This window comes from Allobosea sp. GW823-FHT02B03, from assembly GCF_058797755.1.
The window spans coordinates 49,048-71,752 of sequence record NZ_JBXAJY010000001.1 but is presented as its reverse complement, the minus strand read 5'-3'; the positions used below and the strand labels follow the sequence as shown (position 1 = coordinate 71,752).

Genomic DNA, 22,705 nt, shown 5'->3' with positions numbered 1-22,705 from the left:
ACCGGAGAGCCTTGACGGCAGCCGCGGCGGCGGAGCGATCAAGAACGGGTTTCGAGATGTCGAGAATTGCGAACGCGGCCCTGCGTGCGAAGGTCATGGGCGCAGAGGATGCAGCGGCGCTCATTGAAAGCGGAATGACCGTCGGCCTGAGCGGCTTCACGGGCTCGGGCTATCCGAAGGCGGTACCGCTCGCTCTCGCGGCACGCATCGAGGCGGCCCATGCGGTCGGCCATCCGTTCCGCGTCAAGGTCTGGACCGGCGCCTCGACCGGCCCGGAGCTCGACGGCGCCCTGGCCAAGGTCGACGGCATCGAGTTCCGCCTGCCCTATAATTCCGACCCCATCGCCCGCGAGAAGATCAATAGCGGGCAGATGGACTATTTCGACATGCACCTCTCGCAGGTGGCGCCGATGGCCTGGCAGGGCTTTCTCGGCCCGCTGGACGTGGCGGTGGTCGAGGTCACCGGCATCCGCGAGGACGGCTCGCTCATCCCCTCGTCCTCGGTCGGCAACAACAAGACCTGGCTCGACCGCGCCGACAAGGTGATCCTCGAGGTCAACCGCTGGCAGAGCGCCGCTCTCGAAGGCATGCATGACATCTATTACGGCACGGCTTTGCCGCCGCACCGGGTGCCGATCCCGCTCGTGAAGCCGCAGGACCGCATCGGCGAGCCCTATCTGCGCTGCGACCCCGCCAAGATCGCCGCGATCGTCGAGACCGACGCGCCGGACCGCAACCTGCCATTCTCGCCTCCGGACGCGACGGCGAAGGCCATCGCCGGCCATCTCATCGCTTTTCTCAGCCATGAGGTGGCGAAGGGGCGCCTGCCCGCCTCGCTGCTGCCGCTGCAATCGGGTGTCGGCAACATCGCCAACGCCGTCCTTTCCGGCCTGCTGGACGCGCCATTCGACAAGCTGACCTCCTACACCGAGGTCATCCAGGACGGCATGATCGACCTGATCGATGCCGGCAAGCTGACGCTCGCCTCGGCCACCGCCTTCTCGGTCAGCCCGGAGGCGGCGGAGAAGATCAATGCCGGGATGGCGCGCTACCGCAATCACATGATCCTGCGGCCGCAGGAGATCAGCAATCATCCCGAGCTGATACGGCGGCTCGGCTGCATCGTCATGAACGGGCTGATCGAGGCCGACATCTACGGCAACGTCAATTCGACGCATGTGATGGGCTCGCGCATCCAGAATGGCATCGGCGGTTCGGGCGACTTCGCCCGCAACGCCTATATCTCGATTTTCATGACGCCCTCGACCGCCAAGGGCGGCGCGATCTCGGCGATCGTGCCGCAGGCGAGCCATGTCGATCACATCACGCAGGACGTCCAGGTCATCGTCACCGAGCAGGGCCTCGCCGACCTGCGGGGCCTCAGCCCGAAGCAGCGCGCCCGCACCATCATCGCCAACTGCGCGCATCCGGACTACCGGCCGGCGCTGGAAGACTATTATCGCCGGGCCCAGGCCGGTTCCTACGGCCTGCAGTCGCCTTGCCTGCCCGGCGAGGCGCTGTCCTGGCACCAGCGCTTCATCGAGACCGGCAGCATGCGAGGCTGAAGAACCCGTCCGATATCGCCGCCCTCCGCGCCAGCGCAGCCTTGGGCGCGACGCTCGTCCGGAGCCGACTGCCCGAAGACGCCATCTCCTCACGCATTTCCCTGCCTGACAGCAGCGTAAGGCCAGCGCCGATCCGAGCGGAGATTGGCTCCCGATTCAATATTGCAGGCCGCTCGACGTAGGGCGAGCCTCGGTTACTTGAATTTAAACCAGTTCAAGTATCTTCTGCGCCTGCTTGCCATGCGGTTGCGCCGGCAAGCTCGGTCGGCTCGTGGCGAGCGGAGAATCCGGCGTGAAGACAGGTCTGTCCCGCAGAGGCTTCCTCAAGGCCGGAGCAGCCGGCGTCGCCATCAAGATCTCGCTGCTGCCCTCCGCGACACAGGCCGAACTGATCGAGACGCCGCCGCGCCCCGGGGCCGATTGGCTTTCCGGCGGCAAGCCGAAATACCGGCTCGACGCCATCGCCAAGGTCACCGGCGGCAAGACCTTCACCCGCGACTACCGCGCCCGCGATCTCGAGGGCTGGCCGAAGGAGCAGGCGCACGCCTTCATGCTGCATGCGACGCGGGTTGACCGCGTCTTCGACGGCGTCGACCTTTCGCTGCTCAGCGACGAGCTCAAGCCCGACCGGCTGGTGCTGCAGGAGGACCTCGTCGCCGACGGCGTCGCGATGCCGGCGCCATGGCCCGGCTTCTATGGCGATGTCTTCTTCGTGCCGAAGGGCCAGACGGCGCGGCTGCTCGGCCAGCCCGTCGCGATGCTGATCTATCACGACTTCGCCCGCTATGACGCGGCCAAGCGCAAATTGCGCTTCAACGACAAGGCCGTGCGCTATGGCGCCGAGGGTCTCTCGACCACGCCCGGGCCCTATGGCGCTGCGCGCTATGTCCGGATCGACGGCGGCAATCCCGATGCCGAGGATCGCTATTCGGCGCTGAAGGACACGACGATCCGCGCCGGCTTCAAGGGTATCGAACCGCAATGGCCCGCCGCCGGCGAAGGCGACGCGATGGCGCGCGGCATGGCGGCGGCGGCCGAGATCGAGCGCGAGATCGCCAATGCCGGCGACGACGTCTTGGTGCTGCGGCGCTCCTATTCGACCCAATCGGCCGATGCCTCGGCGATGGAGGCCGACAATGGCAATGTTTGGTACGAGCGCGAAAGTGGCGTGCTGCATGCGCTGATCGCGACGCAGTCGCCGCACGAGGTCGCCGAGCTTGCGGCCCATATGGTTTCGAAGTCGAAATTCCCGCTGAAGAGCGTCGATCTGAAGATCGGCTACACCGTCGGCTACGGTACCAAGGACCACGCGATCTTCCCGTTTTTCTGCGTGCTCGCCGGCCTTTATGGCGAGGGGCGCTCGGTCCGGCTCGCCAATGACCGCTACGAGCAGTTCCAGACCGCACTGAAACGCCATGCCTTCCAGATGGAGAAGGTCATGGTGATCGACCGCAAGACCGGCAAGTTCCGGGCGATGACCGGCCGCTACCAGAATGATGGCGGCGGGCGCGAGAATTTTTCGGTCTCGGTCGGCACGGTCGGCGCGACGGCGGCGCAGTCGATCTACTATCTGCCGAAGAGCGACTTTTCCGCCGCGATCATGTCCTCGCGGGCGGTCGATGCCGGCTCGATGCGCGGCTACGGCACGCTGCAGACCATGGCGGCGACCGAGATGATGGTCGACGAGGCGGCCGAGGCGCTCGGTCTCGACCCGATGGAGTTCCGCCGGCGCAATGCGCTGAAATCGGGGATGAAGAACTCGCAAGGGGCGATCCCCTCGGGTGCGCTGCGCCATGACGAGATTTTGGCGAAGGCGGAGAAACATCCGCTCTGGGTGAACCGGCAGAAGCGCAAGGCCGAGTTCGAGGCGGCCAATCCCGGCAAGAAATACGGCGTCGGCTACGGCCATGTGCACAAGGACTACGGCACCGGCGCGGAAGCTGCGCTCTGCGCGCTCGAATTCGATGCGAGTGGCCGGCTGAAGCTGTCGCATGTCGCGCATGAGATCGGCACGGGTGCGACGACCTCGCAGGCGGTGATGGCCGCCGCCATCCTCGGCAAGCAGCCGGACGAGACCGTGTTCGGCAAGGTGCGCTGGCCGCAAATGCCGCTGGAGACCACCGACGAGCCCTATACGCTGTCGCAGGAGGAAGAGGACAAGCGGATGGCCAATCCGCGCTGGACGCCGAGCTTCACCTCGCCGATGAGCGCCTCCAACAGCGTCTATTATCTCGGCCACGCGACGCGCGAGGCGGCCCGCATACTGGTCGAGCTGACGGTCTGGCCGGCGGCGCGCTCGCTCTGGTCGCGCGGCATCGGCGGCGGCCAGATGGCGCCCGAGGCGGTGCGCCGCGAGGATCTGCGCGTCGCCAATGGCGGGATCACGGCCGCGGCGATGCAGCCCCTGCCCTTCGCCGCCGTCGCGGCCGAGGCGCACCGGCTCGGCCTCGTCACCGGCATCACCGTGCACAGCTTCAATCGCTGGCAATGGGCCGAAGCGGAATTCGAAGTGCCGGGGACCGGGCGTCGCCGCTTCGCCATCGACGCGCTGGCGCTGAAGTATGGCGACGGGGCTCCAGCCGAGCGCAAGGCCCTGATGACTGAAGGAGGCTGGCATTTCGTCGAGCGGACTTCCGTCTCCTACCCGCCGGCGCAGCGCAACAACGCCGGCGTCACCTATTACGCGCCGATGGCGACGCTCGCCGAGATCGTCGTCGACACCGGCAGCGGCGAGGTCCGCCTGCTCTCGCACCACTCCATCCTCGAATGCGGCAACCAGATCGTGCCGGAGCTGGTCTCGGGCCAGATCCAGGGTGGGCTCGCCATGGGCATCGGCCACGCGCTGAAGGAATATTTGCCGCTCTATGAGGATGGGCCGGGCGACGGCACCTGGAACTGGAACCGCTACGAGTTGCCGACCTCCGGGGATGTCGCGGTCTGGAAGCAGACGGCGGAGGTGCTGCCGCCGCTCTCCGACACCGATCCGCCCAAGGGCATGGCCGAGGTGGTGATGATTGCGGTCGTGCCGGCGATCGTGAACGGCGTCGCCCATGCCATCGGCAAGCGCTTCTACACCCTGCCGCTCACGCCCGAGAGGATCAAAGAGGCGCTGGCATGACGATCGCGACCAAGCAGCTCTCCCTGACCATCAACGACAAGGCCGTCGGACCGATCGACGTGCCCGAGACGATGATGATGCAGGACTTCCTCTACGAGTATCTGAACCTGACCGGCTCGCGCATGGGCTGCGGCCAGGGCATCTGCCATGCCTGCACCGTGGTGCTGGAGAAGGCCGACGGCTCGCTCGAGGAGATGCGCACCTGCATCACCGGCGCGCACTGGTTCGCCGGGCGCAAGATCAGGACGGTGGAGGGACAGGCCAAGCGCGACGCCAATGGCGCGATCACCGAGCTCTCGCCAGTCCAGCAGGCCTTCATCGAGCACTTCTCCTTCCAGTGCGGCTATTGCACCCCGGGTTTCGTCACCGGCGCGACGGTGCTGCTCGACCAGCTGAAGCGCAACCCGGTCAAGCGTGAGGCGCTGGAACAGGTGATCAGCGAGGCGCTCGACCGCCATATCTGCCGCTGCACCGGCTATGTCCGCTATTTCGAGGCGGTGCGCGATCTCGTCCTCAGGACTCCCGGCTTGGTGAAGGCGTAAGGCTGATGGCGAGGAAGCTGCTTCTGGCCGCTCTGGCGGCCGCTGTCGTCGGTGCGCTGGGGGCTGGGGCCGTCTTCCTCGGCCTGTTCGAGCGCAGCGTGGTCGCCAAGGAGATCGAGCAGCCGTTATCCGCCGAGCAGATGAAGGGGCTCGCCAAGCGCGGCGCCTATGTCGCCGTCGCCGCCGATTGCTATGCCTGCCATGTCGTCAAGGGCGGCGCGCCCTGGGCCGGCGGCTTGCCGTTCGAGACGCCGTTCGGGACGATCTTCTCGACCAATATCTCGCCCGACAAGGAGCATGGCATCGGCTCCTGGACGCGCGCCGAGTTCCACCGCGCCGTGCGCGACGGCATCGGCAAGCATGGCCATCTCTATCCGGCCATGCCCTACGCCTCCTATCGCAAGCTGACCGCCGACGATGTCGACGCGGTCTATGCCTTCCTGATGAGTCGCGAGCCGATGAAGGTGGCGAACAAGGCCAACCACCTGCCATTTCCGTTCAACATCCGGCAGGGCCTGACTTTCTGGAACCTCGTCAACCTCTCCTCCGATACGAAGACAGAGGTCGCCGGGCGCTCGCCGCTGTGGAACCGTGGCCGCTATCTCACCGATGCCCTCGCCCATTGCGGCGAATGCCATACGCCGCGCAACCTCGCCATGGGCATGAAGGAGAGCGCCTATCTGGAGGGCGCCGAGCTCGAAGGCGTGATCGCGCCCGACATCACCAAGGCCGGGCTGACCCGGATGGGCTTCGACCCGCTGGTCTTCGCGAGCTTCATGAAGTCGGGCATCTCGGCGCAGGGCGCGATGACCAACCAGATGTTCGAGGTCGTCCACTTCTCGACCCAGTATTTCACCGCCGAGGACCTTGCGGCGATGTCGGCTTATCTCTTCGACCTCGACAAGTTGCCGGAGCATGCGACACCGCCGCCTCCGCCGAAGCCGGTCGCCGTCTCCGCCGAGGTCGCGACCTCTGCCCGCGCCAGCTACATCGCCGTCTGCGCCAGCTGCCACGGCATCGATGGCCAGGGCATCCCGCATGTCGTGGTGCCACTCGCGACCAATGCCTCGCTGCGGCTGGCCGATGCGCGCAACCTGAACAAGGTCATCCTGACCGGCATCCCGGCCCAGCGCTTTCCCGGGTTGGAGCGCATGCAGCCGATGCCGGGCTTCGCAGGGCAGCTCTCCGACCGAGAGGTCGCCGACCTCTCCAACTGGCTGCGGGCCAACTGGGGCGGCCAGCAGCCGACCGTGACCGCGGACGAAGTCAAGCGGCTGCGCTAGGAGGACCTCCCGACCGCCGCCCGAGCGCTGCGCGCCGGCACACGGCGCCGCGCCGCCTCATCGCGGCTGCATCCCAGCGCTCGAGAGCTTCCTCGCGCGAGCCGGCGCCCATTTCGCCCGAAAGTGCCTTAAGACCGGCCCTGCGTGACCTGCGTCACAGACGCGGCACCTGCAATCTCTCCGAATGCGGCGTCCATCGGCCGAGCAGCGCCATGGAACGAGCGAGGAGAGCAGAATGGCAACCCTGACGCGCGCCTACCTTCAAAACGTCGAAGGCTTGAGCAATGTGGCCCCCTCCTCCCGCAAACGCTCGTTGAGATCCATCCTGGGCTGCCTGGCGATCGGGCAGATCCTGCGGGAGGAATACGTCTACGAGGTGCATGGCCCGTTTCGCGTCGACGAAACCGAGCCGTCTCAGCCACGGCTCGCCGCCTGGATGATTGCCAGGCTCGCGGCAGCAAGCCGCCGCGGAAAGGGCTGACTTTCGCCCGCCTCCGGCAGACGGCGATAGCACCCCAGCGTTGCCCAATGTGGTGGCTCTCGTCCGGCGCGACCGACGTACTGCCGAACTTCAACGTCATCGCCCGAAAGGATGGCCGGCCGTCGGCCCGATCGATGGCCGCGAAGAGGGGCCCAGCCCAAGGCTCTCCGGGCGACGACCTCAGTCTGGATCCCCCGCGCCTCCGCCGCTGCGGTAGAGGTCGTTTGCACGGTTCAGATGGTCGGCCATCGCCTGGGCAGCTGCATCGCCATCGCCGGCCGCGATGGCATCGAGGATGCGTTGGTGCTCCTGAAGGGTCGTATTCTCGCGGCCGACAGCGCGCAGCAGCGTATGATAATAGGCGCTGAGCCAGTTCAGCATGCCGTCCAGCGCGGCGCTGAAGATCGGGTTGCCGCTCATCGCGGCGATCTGGCGGTGGAAGGCGACGTCCCGCGCCAAGAAATCGTCGAGATCGGCCAGCCGATGCTCTTCGAGACGCTGTGCCAACAGTGCGATCCCGGCGGCATCGGCGCGCTCGGCCGCCATCCGCGCGAGACCCGCCTCCAGGAAGAGCCGGACTTCCTTGAGATGGCTGAGCGTGCCCGGCTCGACGCTGAGCAGATAGCGCGCCGCATTGCTCATCTGGCTGACGATGGCCTCGGCCGTCGGCAGCACAACGCGGGCGCGCTCGCCATGGCTGATCTCGACGATGCCGGAGCGCTCGAGCTGCTGAAGCGCCTCGCGGATGGCCGGCCGGCCGACGCGGTAGTTGTCCATCAGCTCGCGCTCGGAAGGCAGCTGCGTGCCAGGCGCGAATTCGCCGGCATTGATGCGCGCCAGCAGGCGGTCGAGCACCTCATGCGAGAGTTTGCGGCGCGGAATCGGCTCGGGGGTCACGGCGGCAGCCTGTTGGTCGGTTCTCATCTCGGACCGCCATTGCGAACGGCGCTGAAACAGTCGGCTCCGTCGATCTGCCCGCCTTTCAGCGCAAGTTCAAGCCCGTCGCGATCGCCGCGATCGCCGAAAGCGCGTCCACGCCGAGCTCGAGCGTGGCATGGCCGGAGGTATCGCCGCCCGCGATCAGGGCCCGCCTCGGCGATCGAGCCGATATGCGGCGCGGAATCGAAGGTCGAACAGGTCTTGTAGTGGACCAGCGGCGCATGGACGCGAGCGAGCGCCTCGAAGATCGGCGGAAGCTGCGCATCCATCCATTCGGGCGGGCGCGAGCGGGCGATGCCGGCAATGCCGATACAGCGTCGGTCCGAGAAGGCGGCCAGACGCTCCGGCGCGGGCAGATCGAGAAACAGCACCGAGTCGAGCCCGGCGAAACTCATCACCTCCATCACCGCCGCGGAACCGGTGAAATCGTCACCGTAATAGGCAATCAGAGGTCCGTCGGGCAGGCCGCTCATCCGAAGCGCTCCAGGGCCCGCGCCAGCATCGGATGCGTCTGCGCATAGCTCTGCAGCGGGACCCGCGCCATCGCCGCCTCCCAGGCCTCGCGCAGGGCTGTGACGCCGCCGGCCGGCCCGTCGGGATGGGCGAGGATGCCGCCGCCGGCGGCGTAGATCAGGTCGGTGGAGCCGAGCGCCGCGAAGGTCACCGGTGCCTGGAGCGCGGTCTGGCCGGAGGAGAACACCGGCATGATCGCATCGGCCCTGGCCTCGAACAGGGGCTCTCGGCAGGCCTGCGCCGAAGCGATGACACTCGCATCAGGCTCGCTGAACTTGTTGGCGATGCCGTTGACATGCATGTGGTCGGCGCCGGCCAGTCGCCAGATCTTGTGCCAGGCGCGATAATCGAAGCCGAGCTGCGGGCTGCGGGACAGGTAGCCCCAGCCATTGCGATGGGCGTGGATCGGCAACTGCGTGAACCGGCCCAGCTCGATCATGCCGACGAGACCGACGGAATTCAGGCTCGCCATCACGCAGGTTCCACCGCGCTTCAGCACATGATCGTGGCGGCGCCTCATCTGGTCGAGATCGCCGGTGATGTTGAAGGCGAACATCGCCTTGCGGCCACGCCTGTCGGCCTCGGCCTCAATCACGCGCATCACCGCATCGACCCGCGCCTCGAACGGGCAAAGCGGGCCATCCGATTGCAGCTCGTCATCCTTGATAAAGTCGATGCCGGCTCCCGCCAACGTCGCGACAAGCGCGGCAGTCTCCTCCGGGCCGAAGCCGACGCTCGGCTTGACGATCGTCCCGATGAGCGGGCCATCCGGGACGCCTGCCAGAGCGCGCGTGCCGGCAACGCCGAATTTCGGGCCCGCATACGCATCGGCGAAAGCGGCCGGCAGGCGGATATCGGTCAGCCTGAGGCCGCTGACCTGCCGGAGTTCGAACAGGTTGCCGGCGACCGTGGCAAGCAGGTTGGGCAGCGACGGCCCTGTCGTCTCCAGCGGCCAGGACAGGGTCAGCCGCGCCCGGCGATAGCCGCCCGGCGCCGGCGGGGCAGCCGGATCGACCGATGGCAGCGACGGCGCCTGTGCATGGTCGAGCAGCTCGAGCCGCTCGACCCGCGCCGCCGCACGCGCCGTCAGCTCGGGCGTCTCGCCGGGAACCGCGACGAAAGTGCCGCTCGACTGCTCCCCGGCCATCACCTCCGCGGTGCGCCGCGGATCGCCCGGCGTCTCGAACCAATAGTCCGCTTCGATCCGATTCAGGCTGGCCACGAGCGCTCCGGAGCGATTTCGACAATGAGAGTGTCATACAGTCATCATACCAGATTGACAATCGACGCGGCTCTATGGGAAGGACCGGGATCAAGAGGTTCGCCTGTCCGGACCTTGGCCAAGGGAGTGAAGAATGACCACGGTTGCGCTCTTCGGCGCCGGCGGAAAAATGGGGATGCGCCTCGGCCGCAATCTCGCCGGCTCCCGCTTCGAGACCCGGCATGTCGAGGTCAGCCCGGCCGGCCAGCAGCGCGTCAAAGACGCCTACGGCGTCGATTGCGTGCCCGCCGAGAAGGCGATCGTGGACGCCGAGGTGGTGATCCTGGCGGTGCCCGACACGCATGTCGGCGCGGTTGCCAAGGAGCTGCTGCCGAAGCTTGCCTCGGGCACGATCGTGGTGATCCTCGATGCCGCCGCGCCCCATGCCGGCCACCTGCCGGAGCGGGCAGACATCACCTATTTCATCACCCATCCTTGCCATCCGCCGATCTTCAACGACGAGACCGATCCGGCGGCCAAGGCTGACCATTTCGGCGGCATCGCCGCCAAGCAGCACATCGTCAACGCGCTGATGCAGGGGCCGGAGGCGCATTATGCGCTCGGCGAGGAGGTGGCGCGGACGATCTGGGCGCCGGTGATGCGCTCACACCGCATCACCACCGAGCAGATGGCGATCCTCGAGCCCGGCCTGTCGGAGACCGTCTGCGCCACGCTGCTCGACGCGATGCGCGAGGCGATGGAGGAGGCGATCGCCCGCGGCGTGCCGCGCGAGGCAGCCCGCGACTTCCTGCTCGGCCACATGAACATCCTGGCCGCCGTGACCTTCGAGCAGGTCCAGGGCGTGTTCTCCGATGCCTGCAACAAGGCGATCGTCTTCGGCAAGGACACCATCCTCAAGCCGGACTGGAAGCGCCTGTTCGAGCCGGAGGAGATCCGCGAGAGCGTTCGCCGGATCACCTGAGCCCTCGCTCGCCGATCACAGCCAAAAGCCAAACTCAAACGAACATGGCGAGGACCACCATGAAGCGCCCAACGAGCATGTCTACAAGGTGCTCGATGGCGAGGTCGGCCAGGATCTCCTGAAGCGCATGGACGCCAAGAACATCGTCGGCCTCGGCTGATCTGCAGGCTCATAGGAAGGCATGCCCGTCGTCATGGAAGCGATGGGTGCGCCGCCCGCGATGGAGCAGACCATCGATCTCATCGCATCAGGCCGGATCGGCTACCCGAAGATCGCCAGCTTCTTCGCCCTGGAGGAAGCCCAGACCGTGTTCGAAACCCTGGCCGAGAATCCGACCGCCTATCACAAGGCGGTCTTCAGGACCTGAGCCGCAAGCCGGCTCGCCCGCCTTCGCGGCAAGGCACTACCAGCGGCGGCCGCTACCGGCTCGATGTATCCGAGGAGCTAAGGCTGGACACCCAGCCGTCGGCCCGGCGGCTGGCGCGGCCTTCCTGCTCCAGCTTCTGGAGATGGGCGACGACATTCCGCTCCGCCGCCCGGATCAGCCATGGATTGGTCTGCGAGTAGAGCTCCTTGACCAGGTCCATCGCAGCGAATGGCCCGCTGCGCAGGGTCTCCGCTATGGCCTCCTCGCGCTTGATCCTGTGGTCGAGCAGTTCCTGGATATAGGGCGCCGGATCGGGCAGCGGCGGCCCGTGCCCCGGCAGCAGGAGACGATCATCCCGTGCCAGCATCCGCCGCAGGCTCTGGAAATAGGCCGCCATGTCGCCGCCCGGCGGCGAGACGATGCTGCTCGACCAACTCATGACATGGTCGGCGCTGAAGACGATGCCGTCCGGCCGGGCGAAGCACAGATGATCGCTGGCATGGCCGGGCGTATGAATGGCGAGCAGGCCCGCGACGCCATTGCCATCCTGCAGCGGGACATCTGGTCGAAAGGCGGGATCGGCGCTGCGATGGAAAGCGAAGGTCCGGGCGCCGGTCTGCGCCTGCAGTGCCGCGAGCGCGCCGAGATGATCGGGATGCGTATGGCTGAGCAGAATCGCGCCGACGCTACGTCCGGTCGCGGCCAGGATCGCCGCGACATGCGCCTCGTCTTCCGGGCCGGGATCGAGCACGACCGTGCCCTGCCCCGTCTCGATCAGATAGGTGTTCGTGCCGTGATAGGTCATCAGGCCGGGATTGCCGGCGACGATGCGCCTGATCCCCGGCGCGACCTCGGTCGCAAGGCCGCGCACCGGCTCCGGCTCAGTCAGATAGGGCACAATCCCTCCATGACCGCTGCGGCACGCCGGCACGCGGAGCGGTGGCGCCGGCGCTCGACGCCGTATGGGCTTTAAAGCTCAACGCTCCAGCCGGCGGGCGACATAGAGCTGCGTCGGAACCACCACGACCAGCAGCGCGGCCATCAGCAAGACCGCCAGGGCCGCTGCACCCGGCAGGTCCGGGAACTGCCAGAGGTTCCACAAAGTCGAGGCCGCCACGAGATTGCCGGTCGACATCAGCATCAGCGGCACCGTCAGGTCGCGGGCGCTGTGGGCGAAGACCCAGAGCCAACCATTGAGGATCTGCGGCCAGACCAGTGGGAAGGTGACCTTGCGCAGCGAGGTCAGCCAGCTCGCGCCGCTGATCAGCGCAGCGTCGCCCAGCTCCTTGTGGATCTGGATCAGGGCGCTGCTCATCGTCCGGACACCGAAGGCGATGTAGATCGTCACATGGCCGAGGACCAGGATCCAGACCGTGCCGTAGAGCGGCGTATTGAGATAGAGCAGGAGGATCGCCAGCACGAGCACGATGGGGGGGATCGCCATCGGCAGGAAGGACAGCGCGTCGAGGATCTTGCCGGCCTGGCTGTTCGAGCGCACCGTGAACCAGCCGATCAGGCAGGAGATCAGCATCACGATCGTCGCGCTCGAGACCACGAGGATGATCGTGTTGAGCACCGCCCGCGAGATCATCGGATTGGTCAGCAGGCGGCGATAGATGTCGAAGGACAGGCCACCGAGCGCCGAAAGGCTCGGCGTGGTGTAGGACGGCTGCAGGCTGACCCAGATCAGGATCAGGAGCGGCAGCAGCATCACCGCGCAATAGCCGAAGGTGAAGCCGAGCGCGGCAATGCGCCAGCGGCCAAGCCTGATGCGCTTCGGCCGGAAGGCCTTGCCGGTGACGACGCGGAAGCGCTCGCCAAGCCGCGTCGCGCGCGTATAGGCCCACATCAGCCCGCCTGCGACCACCAGCAGGAGCACGCCGAAGGCCGAGGCCAGACCGTAATTCGGCAGGCCATTGTCCGGCGAGGAGAGGAGATAGACCCGCGTCGACAGCACCGGCACGTCCGCCGACAAGCCGATGATCAGCGGCAGGTCGAAGGCCTGCACCACCGCCATGAACATGTAGATGCCGATCGAGAACAGGCCGGGCGTCAGGAGCGGCAGCGTCACGCGGGTCAGCGTCGCCCAGGAGCCGCCGCCATGGACGCGCGCCGCCAGCTCCAGATTGGGGTCCATGTTGCGCAAGAGGCCGCTGATCATCACGAAGGCCGTCGGCACCACCGCGAAGGAGGTGACGATGATCAGAGACCAGAAGGAATAGATGGTCAGGATCGGCTGCAGGAAGCCGAAGAGCTCGCGGAACATCACGTTCAGCGCGCCATTGCCGGGGTTGAGCAACAGAATCCAGCCGAAGCCGACGACCAGCGCCGGCACCATCATCCAGGCGAACATCAGGATGCGCACCAGGATGCGGCCCGGCATGTCGGTGCGCTCGGTGCACCAGGCGATGGCGGTCGCGATGGCGACGCCGATCGTCATGCTCGACAGCGCATAGACCGCGGTGTTCCAGACCAGGCTCAGCGTACGCGGGCTCTGCAGCAGCTGGACATAGTTCTTCAGCGTGAATTCCAGCGTCTCCAACGGCATCGCCTCGGACGGCGCCAGCGATGTACGGATCAGCAGCAGGACCGGCCCGAGGACAAGAACGGAGACGACCGCGAGCAAAAGCGCGAGCACCACCTTCTGCTGGTCGAGCCCTGTGCTCGGACGGCGGGCGGCTGCGATCGAACCACCGCTCATTTCAGGCTCCCGGGGGAGGCCGGCTCGTCCGCAGGCACGATGACGCAGCGCTCGGGCGGCAGCTCCAGGACGAGCTCCTGCCCGACGGAGAGCGCGGTATAGGGGTCGAGCATCAGGGTGAGCTTGCGGCCGCCGACCTCGACCTCGGTCTCCACGACATCGCCGAGGAAGGTCATGGCGTCGACCCGCGCCTTGAAGCGGTTGGGACCGGATGCCTCGGTCGCCGGCGCGACAAGAATCGCCTGCGGGCGGACCACGACCATGACCTGCGCACCCGGCGCGAGTTCGGGACCGGCAACACCGGAGATCGGGCCGATCGCCGTCTGGGCGCGCCCTGTCGCGCCACCAGCCTCGAGCACGCCCGGCAGAAGATTGCTGCGGCCCATGAAATCGGCCGTGAAGACGCTGTTCGGCCGCAGATAGATGTCGCGCGGCGAACCCTGCTGGACGATCTTGCCAGCCTTCATCAGCACGATCTGGTCGGACATGCCGATCGCCTCGACCTGGTCATGCGTGACGAAGAGCGTGGTGATCCCCAACGATTTGACGAGATTGCGGATCTCGGTGCGCATCGTGTCGCGCAACTTGGCGTCGAGATTGGAAAGCGGCTCATCGAGCAGGAGCAGGCGCGGCTCGTGCACCAGCGCGCGGGCGAGCGCCACGCGCTGCTGCTGGCCGCCGGAGAGCAACGGCGCCGGACGGTCGGCGAGATGGCCGAGCTCGACCATCTCCAGCGCCTTCAGCACGCGCGGCCGCACCTCATGGCTCGGCGCACGCTTGACGCCGTAGACCAGCGGGAAGGCGACATTGTCGAAGACGCTCATATGCGGCCAGATCGCATAGGACTGGAAGACCATGCCGAGTTCGCGGCGATTGGCCGGAACCAGCAGGTTCTCGCGCGACGAGAAGACGGCCCGGTCGCCCATCTGGATCACGCCGGTATCCGGGTTCTCCAGGCCGGCAATGCACTGCAGCGTCGTGGTCTTGCCGCAGCCCGAGGGCCCGAGCAGCGTGAAGAACGAGCCCTCCTCCACCTTGAAGGAGACATCCCTGAGGGCGAGCATGGCGTCCTGGCCATGCTGTCCCGGATAGGATTTGACGAGGTTCTCGATCAACAGCATCGGGATTTCCGGCTTTCCGTCCGTAAGGTCTTGCTCGGGAGGGGCCTTGCACCCCTCCCCGTTCGGCCAGTCGCGCTCAGCGGGTCATCAGATCGGCGATGGCACTGCGCACCGAAAGGGCCTGCTTGGTGTCCTCGAGCGAGTTCTCGGTCAGGATCTTGGCGCCGCCCTTGACCCGCTCGGCGATCATGTCGGCGAGCGGCGAGCCCTTGTCGCCGGCGCGCGGCAGCGGCTCCTGGGCATTGGCGACTGTGATCCCTTCGGTCGTCAGCCAGGCCGCGAACAGGCGCGCAGCATTGGGGTTCGGCGCGCTTTCCGGGACATAGATGTAGAGGTTGTTCAGCGGGATGAAGTCGCTGAACAGCTTGAACTTCACGCCCTCGCTGCGGCCGGCGATGTGGAAGGCCGAGAGGCCGACCGGCGCCTGGCCGACCGAGATCGCCCGCGTCGCCGCCGCCGTGCCGCGCTCCAGCACCGGCTTGTTGTCGAGCGTCGCTTTCGCCATCTTCAGCGTCTCGTCCTTGCCGAGCGCGAAGGAATAGTAGTCCAGCGGGTTGAGCGAGAAGGCGTTGATCGCGACGCGGCCGCGCCACTCGCTCTTCAGCAGCTCGGCCCAGGTGTTGGGCACGTCCTCGTCCTTGATCAGCTTCGGATTCCAGCCGATGCCATAGGTCGCATCGAGGATCGGCAGCGCCGCGCCACGCAGATCCTTCATCACCCGGTTGGCGACTTCCTCGATCTGCGGGAACTGCTTGCCGAAGACCTCGGCCCAGGGATAGGGCTTCAGAATCTGGCGCTCGAACAGCACCGAAGCCTCCTGCGCGCCGCCGGCGCCGACCACGTCGACCGACCCGCCTGCGCGGCCGCGCTCGGCGATCAGCTTGGTGCCGGTCTGGACCGGGTTCGCCGCGTTCCATTCTACGGTGATGTTGAGGCCGAAGCGCTCGTTGAACGCCTTGGCGATCGCGGCGTGGGCCTGCGGCGTGCCGGGGCTGCTGACCGCGACGAAGAGGCGGCCCTCCTTGCGCGCGCCTTCGAGAATCTGCTCGTAGCTCGGCGCCTGCGCCTGAACTGCGCCAGCCGACAGGAATACGCTCGCCATCGCGGCGGCGGTCGTGAATAGAGAGCGAACGGTCGCCATGCTTTCCTCCTTCGCAGGGTGTGACCCGACAGATCTGCTTTTTATTCCATTATATGGAATTTGTTATCGTTAGCCTCGGCCTAACTGTAAGCATCTTTGCCATTCAAGGGCAAAGGCGCGGATAGATCATCCACGATGTGGATCAAAAAACCTCAATCAGGCCGGCCGCGCCCATGCCGCTGCCTACGCACATCGTCGCGACCGCGCGCCTGGCGCCGCGGCGCCGCCCCTCGAACAGGGCATGCCCCAGCATGCGTGCGCCCGACATCCCATAGGGATGACCGACGGCGATCGCGCCGCCATCGACATTGAGCCGGTCGGCCGGCAGGGCGAGCTTGTCGCGGCAGTAGAGCACCTGCACGGCGAAGGCCTCGTTGAGCTCCCAAAGGTCGATATCGCCAACCGAAAGCCCCGCCCGCGACAACAGCCGCGGCACCGCGAAGACCGGGCCGACGCCCATCTCGTCGGGTTCGCAGCCGGCAACGGCGAAATGCGAGAGCGCGCCGAGCGGCGACAGGCCGAGCTTTTCGGCGAGCTTTTCCTCCATCACCACGCAGGCGGCGGCGCCGTCCGAAAGCTGGCTGGCATTGCCGGCGGTGACGGTACCGCCCTGGCGGATCGGCTCGAGCTTGGCGAGACCGGCGGCATTGGTGTCGGGACGATTACCCTCGTCGCGGCCGAGGCGCACGACTTCCTCGCTCGTCACCCCCGTCGCCTTGTCGGTGTTGAGCTTGACGCTGTCCATCGGCGCGATCTCGGCGTCGAAGCGACCCGCCTCCTGGGCGGCGGCCGTGCGGCGCTGGCTTTCCAGCGCATAGGCATCCTGTTCGTCGCGGCCGATGCCGTAGCGCTTCGCCACCACCTCGGCGGTGTCGAGCATCGGCATGTAGACGTCCGGCCGGTTCGCTTTCAGCCATTCATCGTGAAAGCGGTAGGTGTTCTTGTGCTCGTTCTGCACGAGGCTGATGGTCTCGACGCCGCCGGCCACGACCGCCTGTGCGCCATGGCTCGTGACGGCGTCGACCGCCATGGCGATCGCCTGCAGGCCGGAGGAGCAGAAGCGGTTGATCGTCGCGCCGGCCACGGTCACCGGCAGCCCGGCGCGCAGCACCGCCTGGCGGGCTATGTTGTAGCCGGAGGCACCTTCCTGCATGGCACAGCCAAGGATCACGTCCTCGATCAGCGCCGGATCGACCTTGGCCCGAGCGACCGCCTCAGCCACGACATGGCCGGCGAGGCTCGCCGCATGGGTGTTGTTGAAGGCGCCGCGATAGGCACGGCCCATCGGCGTGCGCGCGAAGGAAACGATGACAGCCCGGCGCATCACGCCCTCCCCTCGACCGGCGCGCCGGTTTCGCGGTGCCAGAGATCCATCAGCAGTTCGTCGCCGCCCTCGTTGGATTCGAGCCGACGCAGCCCCTGTGGATCGATCACCTCGCGGATCAACCGCAGCTCCTCGGCGGTCGGCACCGGCGTCACCGCGATCTCGCCCGCGGCATGGACGACGAAGCCGGTCTTCTCCTGCACACGCTCCAGCGTGACGCCGGGATGCAGGGAGACGACGCGCATCGACCCGCCCGGCCCCTCGAAGTCGAAGACGCCGAGATCGGTGACGACGAGGCCGGGCTTGGCACGGCGCACCGGGCGCACCTGACCGCCGCCATCCTCATTGCCGCGGCCGCAGACGAAATCGACCTTGGCGACGATCGTGCGCGGATTGTGCCGGCGGATGTGATAGCAGAGCGTCTCGCAGCCCCAGAGATCGTCGGGAACACCGCGCGCGCCGACGAGTTGCGCCTTCGGCTTGGCCCAGGGGCCGATCACCGAGATGTTGGAGGCGCCGTACTGGTCGAGCTGGACCGTGCCGATCCAGATCTGCAGCTTGCCGTGGGCGATGAGATGGAACATCTCCTGCCAGCTCAGATTCATCCGCCCCGAGGCGGCCAGCGTCCATTCGTCGACCAGCGCCTTGGCGTGCACGTCGCAATCGGCGGCGGCACGCGAGCCCGTGGTCAGGAAGAGATCCGGGACATGCAGCGCCTTGGCGAGCCGCGCCGAGAGATCCGACAGGATCGTCGCGCCGACACCCATGGCGTTGCCGCGGAACTCCTTGGCCATGCGGCTGATCAGGAGCTCTTCGAGCGTGTAGTCGGTCATCGTCACTGCTCCCGAATCCATGCGGAGAACCATTCGGAATCGGTCGCCCGTTTCTGGTATTCCAGCACCGCCGGAAGGTCGAAGCGGTAGTCCGGATAGAGCGCCGTCATGCCGGCGCCGCGCGGCGCCTCGATCACGCCATCGATCCAGAGCCGGGACAGGAAGGTGCCGCCGGCGGTCGCCGCGTCATCCGGCAATTCGTCGACGATCCTCTCGGCCGTGACGAAGACGGTCTTCGCAGCCTGGAGGAGGAGCGGATCGGCATAACTGTCGCCAATGATCACCGCATTGCCGTGCCGGTCGGCGATGTTGGCATGGATGAAGGCGACATCCGGGCGCAGGGCCGGCACCGCCAGCAATTCCTCGCCGCTGAACGGACAGGCGACCTTGCGGAACGGGGCCGTCGGCGTCGTCAGGATGTCGGTGTCGAGCCCGAAGCGCGTCGGCAGGAAGGGCAGGTTCTTCGCGCCGGCCTCGAAGGCGGCGATGATCGTCGCCTCCGAGTACTCCACGACCGAGATGCTGCCGGCCTCGCGCGCCCGACGGAAATGCGGCGCCAGCCCGAAGGCGTCGAAGCCGACGAAGGCGAACTGCAGTTCGCGGACCTTGCCGGCGCCGATCAGGAGATCGACTTCCGGGCCGCCCAGCATGGCTACGAGGGTGAGATCGCCGACATCCGCAGCCGCGAGCGCCCGCGCCACCGCCATCGGCTTGCGCTGAATGCCGCCGCCGCCGAAGGCCACCGAGCTGCCGGGCGCGACCGCGGCCAGCGCTTGCGCGAGAGTGATCGTCTTCGTCATCGTCACTTTCCGTTCTGGCGCAGATCGAGCAGGCGCCGGGATTTGCCGGTGCTGCCGACCTGCGTAAGCGGCAGCAGGCTCGCCGGCGGAACGATCTCGACCGCGACCCGCACGCTCAGATCGCGATGCAGGGCGGCCTCCATGTCGGCCGCGAAGGCCGCATCGTCGATCTCGTCCGACTTCTTCTCGACCCGGACCGTCATCGACTCCCGGCGCGAGAGGCCCTCGCCGGAATAGGCAACGACGCAGAGGAATTCGCCGGTCGCGCGCGGGTCGGCGGTGACCGCGCTCTGGCAGGCCATCGGATAGACGTTGGTGCCGCGCAGCTTCACCATCTCGTCGCTGCGGCCGAGGAACATCGAGAGCTTGCGCGTGCACAGGCCGCAGGAGCACTCGGAGCGCTCATAGGCGACGAGCAGGTCGCGCAGGTCGTAGCGGATGATCGGCGGCGTGCTGCGATGCAGGCTGGTCACGACGAGATTGCCGCGCTCGCCGGCCGGCAGCACCGCGCCGGTCTCGACATCGGCGGTCTCGAGATAGACCGTGTCCTCGCTGATGTGCTTGCCGTCCTGCGCTTCGCATTCGAAAGCGATCTGGCCGATCTCGTGCGTGCCGTAATTGTCATAGACCGGGCAGCCCCAGGCCTCCTCGAGCTGCTTGCGCAGATGGCCGTCGACATCCGGGCCGAGAAAGGAGTGCAACCGCTTGGTCTTGAGCGAGCGCAGGTCGAAACCGGTCTCGTTCGCCACCTGGACGAGACGCGCCAGATATTCGGCGCGGCCGTACCAGGCGGTGGTGCCGATCTTCAGCGCGTATTCGAGCTGGCGCTCGCTCGGCGTCACCACGCCCGAGCCGGTCGTGACCGGCATCGCGCCGAGCCAGTGCAGGCAGGCGTAGAGGCCGCAATAGCCGGCATTGGCCATGGCGAGCGTGTAGGTGATCTGCACGGCGTCGCCGGGGCGCGTGCCCTGCGCCCAGAGCGCGCGCGCCGTCTGGATCGCCTGCACTTCGAGGGCGACGGGGTCGAACAGGGTGAGGCGCGGGAAGCCGGTGGTGCCGCCGGAGGTGTGCACCTTGAAGGGCGTGCTCGCCAGGTCCTCGGCGGTCACCGGCTGGTGGCTGCCGAAAGGCGGCGCGGCCGCGATCGCCTCCTTGAGGTCGTCGCTGGTGAAGGTCGGCAACTTCTCGATATCGTCGAGGCCACGGATGTCGCCGGGCTCGATCCCGGACGCGCGCCAGCGCGTATCGTAGAACGGCGTGCGCCAGGCATCTTCCATGCGCGCCAGGAAGCGGGCGTTCTGCAGCGCGCGCAGCTCCTGGTCGGACATCTTGCCGGTTGTCTGCTGGAAATGCGGCGGCGGCGGGTAGTCCCGCATCAGCCCGTCCCAGTCGACCGACTTCCAGTAATAGGGAACCGCCGGGGCGCTTTCCTCGTCCGTCCGCGCGGGCTTCACCTCGTTGAGAGACACTAGACTACCTCGCTTCTATCTGCACCGACGGCGCTGAACGCGGCCTGCTCCGGCGTCAAAAGGCTTTCGATGAACCGGTCTCCGGCGCGCTTGCGCAGCGCCGCGGTGCCGCCGAAGCTGGCATGGAGCCGGCGCGCGCGCTTCAGATAGAAATGCGCGTCGGTCTCCCATGAGAACCCCATGCCGCCATGCAGCTGGATGCAGTCGGCCGTGATCTTCATCGCGGCGTCGGCGGCGATGACGCGGGCGATCTGGGCCGCATCGAGATCGCCGGGCCGCTGCACCGCATCGGATACGGCGAGCCGCGCATGCGAGAGCAGCGTGAAGCCGTCGGCAAGGCGATGCTTGATCGCCTGGAAGCGCCCGATCACCTCGCCGAACTGCTTGCGCTGCCGGACATGCGCGACGGCCCGCTCGAAGGCCGCTCGGGCGATGCCGACCAGCTCGACCGCGGTCAGGACATGGATCGGCAGCAGGAGGCGCTCGGCCTCGCCATGGCTGCAGCTCGCCCGCGCCATCTCGGCATCCGGCGCGAGGGTCACGCTGGCGATGGGCGTCGTCGGGTCCATCGGCTGAAGCGCCCGGCTCGTCGCCCCGGCGGTGCGGTAGAGGACGAAGTCGAGGCCGCCTTCTCCGCGCTCCATGCGAAGGATATGGCTCGCACCGGCCGCGTGCTCGACCAGCGGCAGGATGTGTCCGCCATCCTGGGACGGGCGCACCTCGTCGGCAGCCAGCGCGAGCCGCACCGAACCCTCGGCCATACCGCGCAGAAGCGCGTCCCCGACCCCGCCAAAGCGGGGCGCGAGCCCGGCCAACAGCACTGCCGACAGCGCATAGGGGCCGCAGAACAGTTGCGCGCCCATCTCCTCGACGATGTCCGCTGCCTCGGAGAGGCCGAGACCGAGGCCGCCATGGCTCTCGGGCACCATGATACCGGTCCAACCCATTTCGGCGGCGAGCCGCCAATGGCTCTCGACGAAGGCCGTAGCGGCATCGGCGCCTTGAGCCAGGGCCGCGTTCGGGGCGGCTTCGGCGAGCGTGCGCGCCGCGGCGTCGCGCAGCATCTGGTCGGAATAGGCCGTGGAAACGCCCTGTGTCATCGCGGCAGCTCCAGGCCACGTTCGGCAATGATGTTGCGCTGGATTTCGGAGGTGCCGGCCAGGATCGTCTCGGCGCGGGTCCAGAGATAGTCGCGGTGCCACAGCCCCTCGGCCGGCGCCAGCTTCTCCTGCGGCCCGTACTGGAAGGCCGGGCCCATAATGTCCATGGCGAGGTCGAACAGGCGCTGATGCGTCTCGCTCCAGAGCAGCTTCACGGCCGAGCCCTCGACACCAGGCGGCACGCCCTCCTCCGCCTGCTTCAGCATCCGGTCGGCATGGAGCCGCAGGGCATGGGCGTCGCAGAGCAGGCGGGCGATGGCCTCGCGGATCAGTGGATCCTCGATCGCCTTGCGCCCGTCGCGCTGGGTCGTCGCCGCCAGCCGCACGAGATCCTCGAGCTCGGTCTGGAGTCGGACGATGCGCGGGATGAAATAGGTACCACGTTCGAAATTCGCGGCAGCCATGGCGATGCCCCAGCCGGCATTCTCCTCGCCGAGCCGGCAGGAGACGGGCACCTCGACATCGTCGAGGAAGACCTCGCCGTAATCGGCTTCGCCGGTGATCTGGCGGATCGGCCGGACCCGGATACCGGGCAGGCGCATGTCGACCAGGAAGACCGAGATGCCGCGCTGGCGCGGCCCCTCGCTCGAGGTCCGGGCGAGCAGGAAGCACCAGTCGCCGAGATGGGAGAAGCTCGTCCAGATCTTCTGGCCGTTGAGGATGTAGACGTCGCCGCGGCGCTCCGCCCGGGTCGTGAGCGAGGCGAGATCGGAGCCTGAGTTCGGCTCGGAATAGCCCTGGCACCAGATCTCCTCATTGCCGAGGAGCTTTGGAATGAAGCGGTCCTTCTGCTCCTGCGAGCCGAAGGCGATCAGGGTCGGGCCGACGATGCCGTGGCCGATCAGATTGACCGCGAGCGGCGCTTTCGCGCGGGCATATTCCTGATGGTAGATTGCTTGCCGGCTCAGCGAGAGTGGCCGCCCGCCGACTGCCTCGGACCAGCCAAGGCCGGAGAGGCCGGAACGGCAGACATGATCCTCCCATTCGCGGCGGAAGGCGAGACGCTGCATCTCAGCGGTGCCATAGCGCGCGCCCGCCAGGCGCGGCAGTTCCTGCGCGAACCAGGCCTTGATCCCGGCGCGGAACGCTTCGTCGGACGGCGCGGCGAGAATGGCCGCCGGCGAAGGGGCTGTCGTCATGGCGGAAAGGCCGTTCATGGAGAGAC

20 protein-coding genes are annotated in these 22,705 nt (G+C 67.3%); 7 read left to right on the top strand and 13 right to left on the bottom strand.

The window, feature by feature from the left end; translation table 11 throughout:
• Window positions 1–56: 56 nt before the first annotated feature.
• From scpC to AC1REK_RS00295, 5 genes are all read left to right on the top strand, one after another.
• Window positions 57–1,565 (top strand): succinyl-CoA:acetate CoA-transferase ScpC, encoded by a 1,509-nt coding sequence (gene scpC, locus AC1REK_RS00315; protein WP_492267604.1) that lies wholly within the window; start codon window positions 57–59, stop codon window positions 1,563–1,565.
• Between the two features lie 292 nt (window positions 1,566–1,857).
• Window positions 1,858–4,683, top strand: coding sequence for a xanthine dehydrogenase family protein molybdopterin-binding subunit (locus tag AC1REK_RS00310; RefSeq protein ID WP_492267605.1), 2,826 nt, complete (start codon window positions 1,858–1,860; stop codon window positions 4,681–4,683).
• Window positions 4,680–5,225 (top strand): (2Fe-2S)-binding protein, encoded by a 546-nt coding sequence (locus tag AC1REK_RS00305; protein ID WP_492267606.1) that lies wholly within the window; start codon window positions 4,680–4,682, stop codon window positions 5,223–5,225. The genes AC1REK_RS00310 and AC1REK_RS00305 overlap by 4 nt, the downstream gene beginning before the upstream one ends.
• A 5-nt stretch (window positions 5,226–5,230) precedes the next feature.
• Window positions 5,231–6,508: a c-type cytochrome gene (locus tag AC1REK_RS00300; RefSeq protein ID WP_492267607.1), complete on the top strand. Its 1,278-nt coding sequence runs from the start codon at window positions 5,231–5,233 to the stop codon at window positions 6,506–6,508.
• Window positions 6,509–6,743: 235 nt separating this feature from the next.
• Window positions 6,744–6,989 carry a hypothetical protein gene (locus AC1REK_RS00295; protein WP_492267608.1) on the top strand — a complete coding sequence of 82 codons (246 nt, stop codon included), beginning with the start codon at window positions 6,744–6,746 and terminating at the stop codon, window positions 6,987–6,989.
• Between the two features lie 180 nt (window positions 6,990–7,169).
• Here AC1REK_RS00295 and nanR read toward each other — a convergent pair whose 3' ends face one another.
• From nanR to AC1REK_RS00280, 3 genes are read right to left on the bottom strand one after another with little or no spacing between them, the layout of a single operon-like run.
• Window positions 7,170–7,913, bottom strand: coding sequence for a transcriptional regulator NanR (gene nanR, locus AC1REK_RS00290; protein WP_492267609.1), 744 nt, complete (start codon window positions 7,911–7,913; stop codon window positions 7,170–7,172).
• Window positions 7,910–8,401 (bottom strand): four-carbon acid sugar kinase family protein, encoded by a 492-nt coding sequence (locus tag AC1REK_RS00285; protein WP_492267610.1) that lies wholly within the window; start codon window positions 8,399–8,401, stop codon window positions 7,910–7,912. The genes nanR and AC1REK_RS00285 overlap by 4 nt, the downstream gene beginning before the upstream one ends.
• Window positions 8,398–9,663 (bottom strand): ribulose-bisphosphate carboxylase large subunit family protein, encoded by a 1,266-nt coding sequence (locus tag AC1REK_RS00280; RefSeq protein WP_492267611.1) that lies wholly within the window; start codon window positions 9,661–9,663, stop codon window positions 8,398–8,400. Before AC1REK_RS00280 ends, AC1REK_RS00285 begins: the two co-directional genes overlap by 4 nt.
• A 133-nt stretch (window positions 9,664–9,796) precedes the next feature.
• Between AC1REK_RS00280 and AC1REK_RS00275 the strand changes: the two genes are divergently transcribed.
• Window positions 9,797–10,624: a phosphogluconate dehydrogenase C-terminal domain-containing protein gene (locus AC1REK_RS00275; protein WP_492267612.1), complete on the top strand. Its 828-nt coding sequence runs from the start codon at window positions 9,797–9,799 to the stop codon at window positions 10,622–10,624.
• A gap of 181 nt (window positions 10,625–10,805) precedes the next feature.
• Window positions 10,806–10,991 (top strand): hypothetical protein, encoded by a 186-nt coding sequence (locus AC1REK_RS00270; protein ID WP_492267613.1) that lies wholly within the window; start codon window positions 10,806–10,808, stop codon window positions 10,989–10,991.
• Between the two features lie 52 nt (window positions 10,992–11,043).
• Here AC1REK_RS00270 and AC1REK_RS00265 read toward each other — a convergent pair whose 3' ends face one another.
• From AC1REK_RS00265 to AC1REK_RS00220, 10 genes are all read right to left on the bottom strand, one after another.
• On the bottom strand, window positions 11,044–11,889 hold the full coding sequence (locus AC1REK_RS00265) for an MBL fold metallo-hydrolase (protein ID WP_492267614.1): 846 nt from the start codon (window positions 11,887–11,889) through the stop codon (window positions 11,044–11,046).
• A gap of 78 nt (window positions 11,890–11,967) precedes the next feature.
• Window positions 11,968–13,692: an ABC transporter permease gene (locus tag AC1REK_RS00260; RefSeq protein ID WP_492267615.1), complete on the bottom strand. Its 1,725-nt coding sequence runs from the start codon at window positions 13,690–13,692 to the stop codon at window positions 11,968–11,970.
• Entirely contained in the window at window positions 13,689–14,813 is a 1,125-nt protein-coding gene (locus AC1REK_RS00255; RefSeq protein ID WP_492267616.1) for an ABC transporter ATP-binding protein, read from the bottom strand. The genes AC1REK_RS00260 and AC1REK_RS00255 overlap by 4 nt, the downstream gene beginning before the upstream one ends.
• Before the next feature lie 76 nt (window positions 14,814–14,889).
• Window positions 14,890–15,954 carry an ABC transporter substrate-binding protein gene (locus AC1REK_RS00250; protein WP_327521944.1) on the bottom strand — a complete coding sequence of 355 codons (1,065 nt, stop codon included), beginning with the start codon at window positions 15,952–15,954 and terminating at the stop codon, window positions 14,890–14,892.
• A gap of 142 nt (window positions 15,955–16,096) precedes the next feature.
• Window positions 16,097–17,278: an acetyl-CoA C-acyltransferase gene (locus AC1REK_RS00245; RefSeq protein WP_492267617.1), complete on the bottom strand. Its 1,182-nt coding sequence runs from the start codon at window positions 17,276–17,278 to the stop codon at window positions 16,097–16,099.
• Window positions 17,278–18,111: a CoA-transferase gene (locus tag AC1REK_RS00240; protein ID WP_492267618.1), complete on the bottom strand. Its 834-nt coding sequence runs from the start codon at window positions 18,109–18,111 to the stop codon at window positions 17,278–17,280. Before AC1REK_RS00240 ends, AC1REK_RS00245 begins: the two co-directional genes overlap by 1 nt.
• A 2-nt stretch (window positions 18,112–18,113) precedes the next feature.
• Window positions 18,114–18,911 (bottom strand): CoA transferase subunit A, encoded by a 798-nt coding sequence (locus tag AC1REK_RS00235; RefSeq protein ID WP_492267619.1) that lies wholly within the window; start codon window positions 18,909–18,911, stop codon window positions 18,114–18,116.
• Between the two features lie 2 nt (window positions 18,912–18,913).
• Window positions 18,914–20,380 carry a phenylacetate--CoA ligase family protein gene (locus tag AC1REK_RS00230; RefSeq protein WP_492267620.1) on the bottom strand — a complete coding sequence of 489 codons (1,467 nt, stop codon included), beginning with the start codon at window positions 20,378–20,380 and terminating at the stop codon, window positions 18,914–18,916.
• A complete protein-coding gene (locus AC1REK_RS00225; protein WP_492267621.1) occupies window positions 20,380–21,480 on the bottom strand; it encodes an acyl-CoA dehydrogenase family protein in 1,101 nt (366 codons plus the stop codon). The genes AC1REK_RS00230 and AC1REK_RS00225 overlap by 1 nt, the downstream gene beginning before the upstream one ends.
• Window positions 21,477–22,697: an acyl-CoA dehydrogenase family protein gene (locus AC1REK_RS00220; protein ID WP_492267622.1), complete on the bottom strand. Its 1,221-nt coding sequence runs from the start codon at window positions 22,695–22,697 to the stop codon at window positions 21,477–21,479. Before AC1REK_RS00220 ends, AC1REK_RS00225 begins: the two co-directional genes overlap by 4 nt.
• Between the last annotated feature and the right edge of the window lie 8 nt (window positions 22,698–22,705).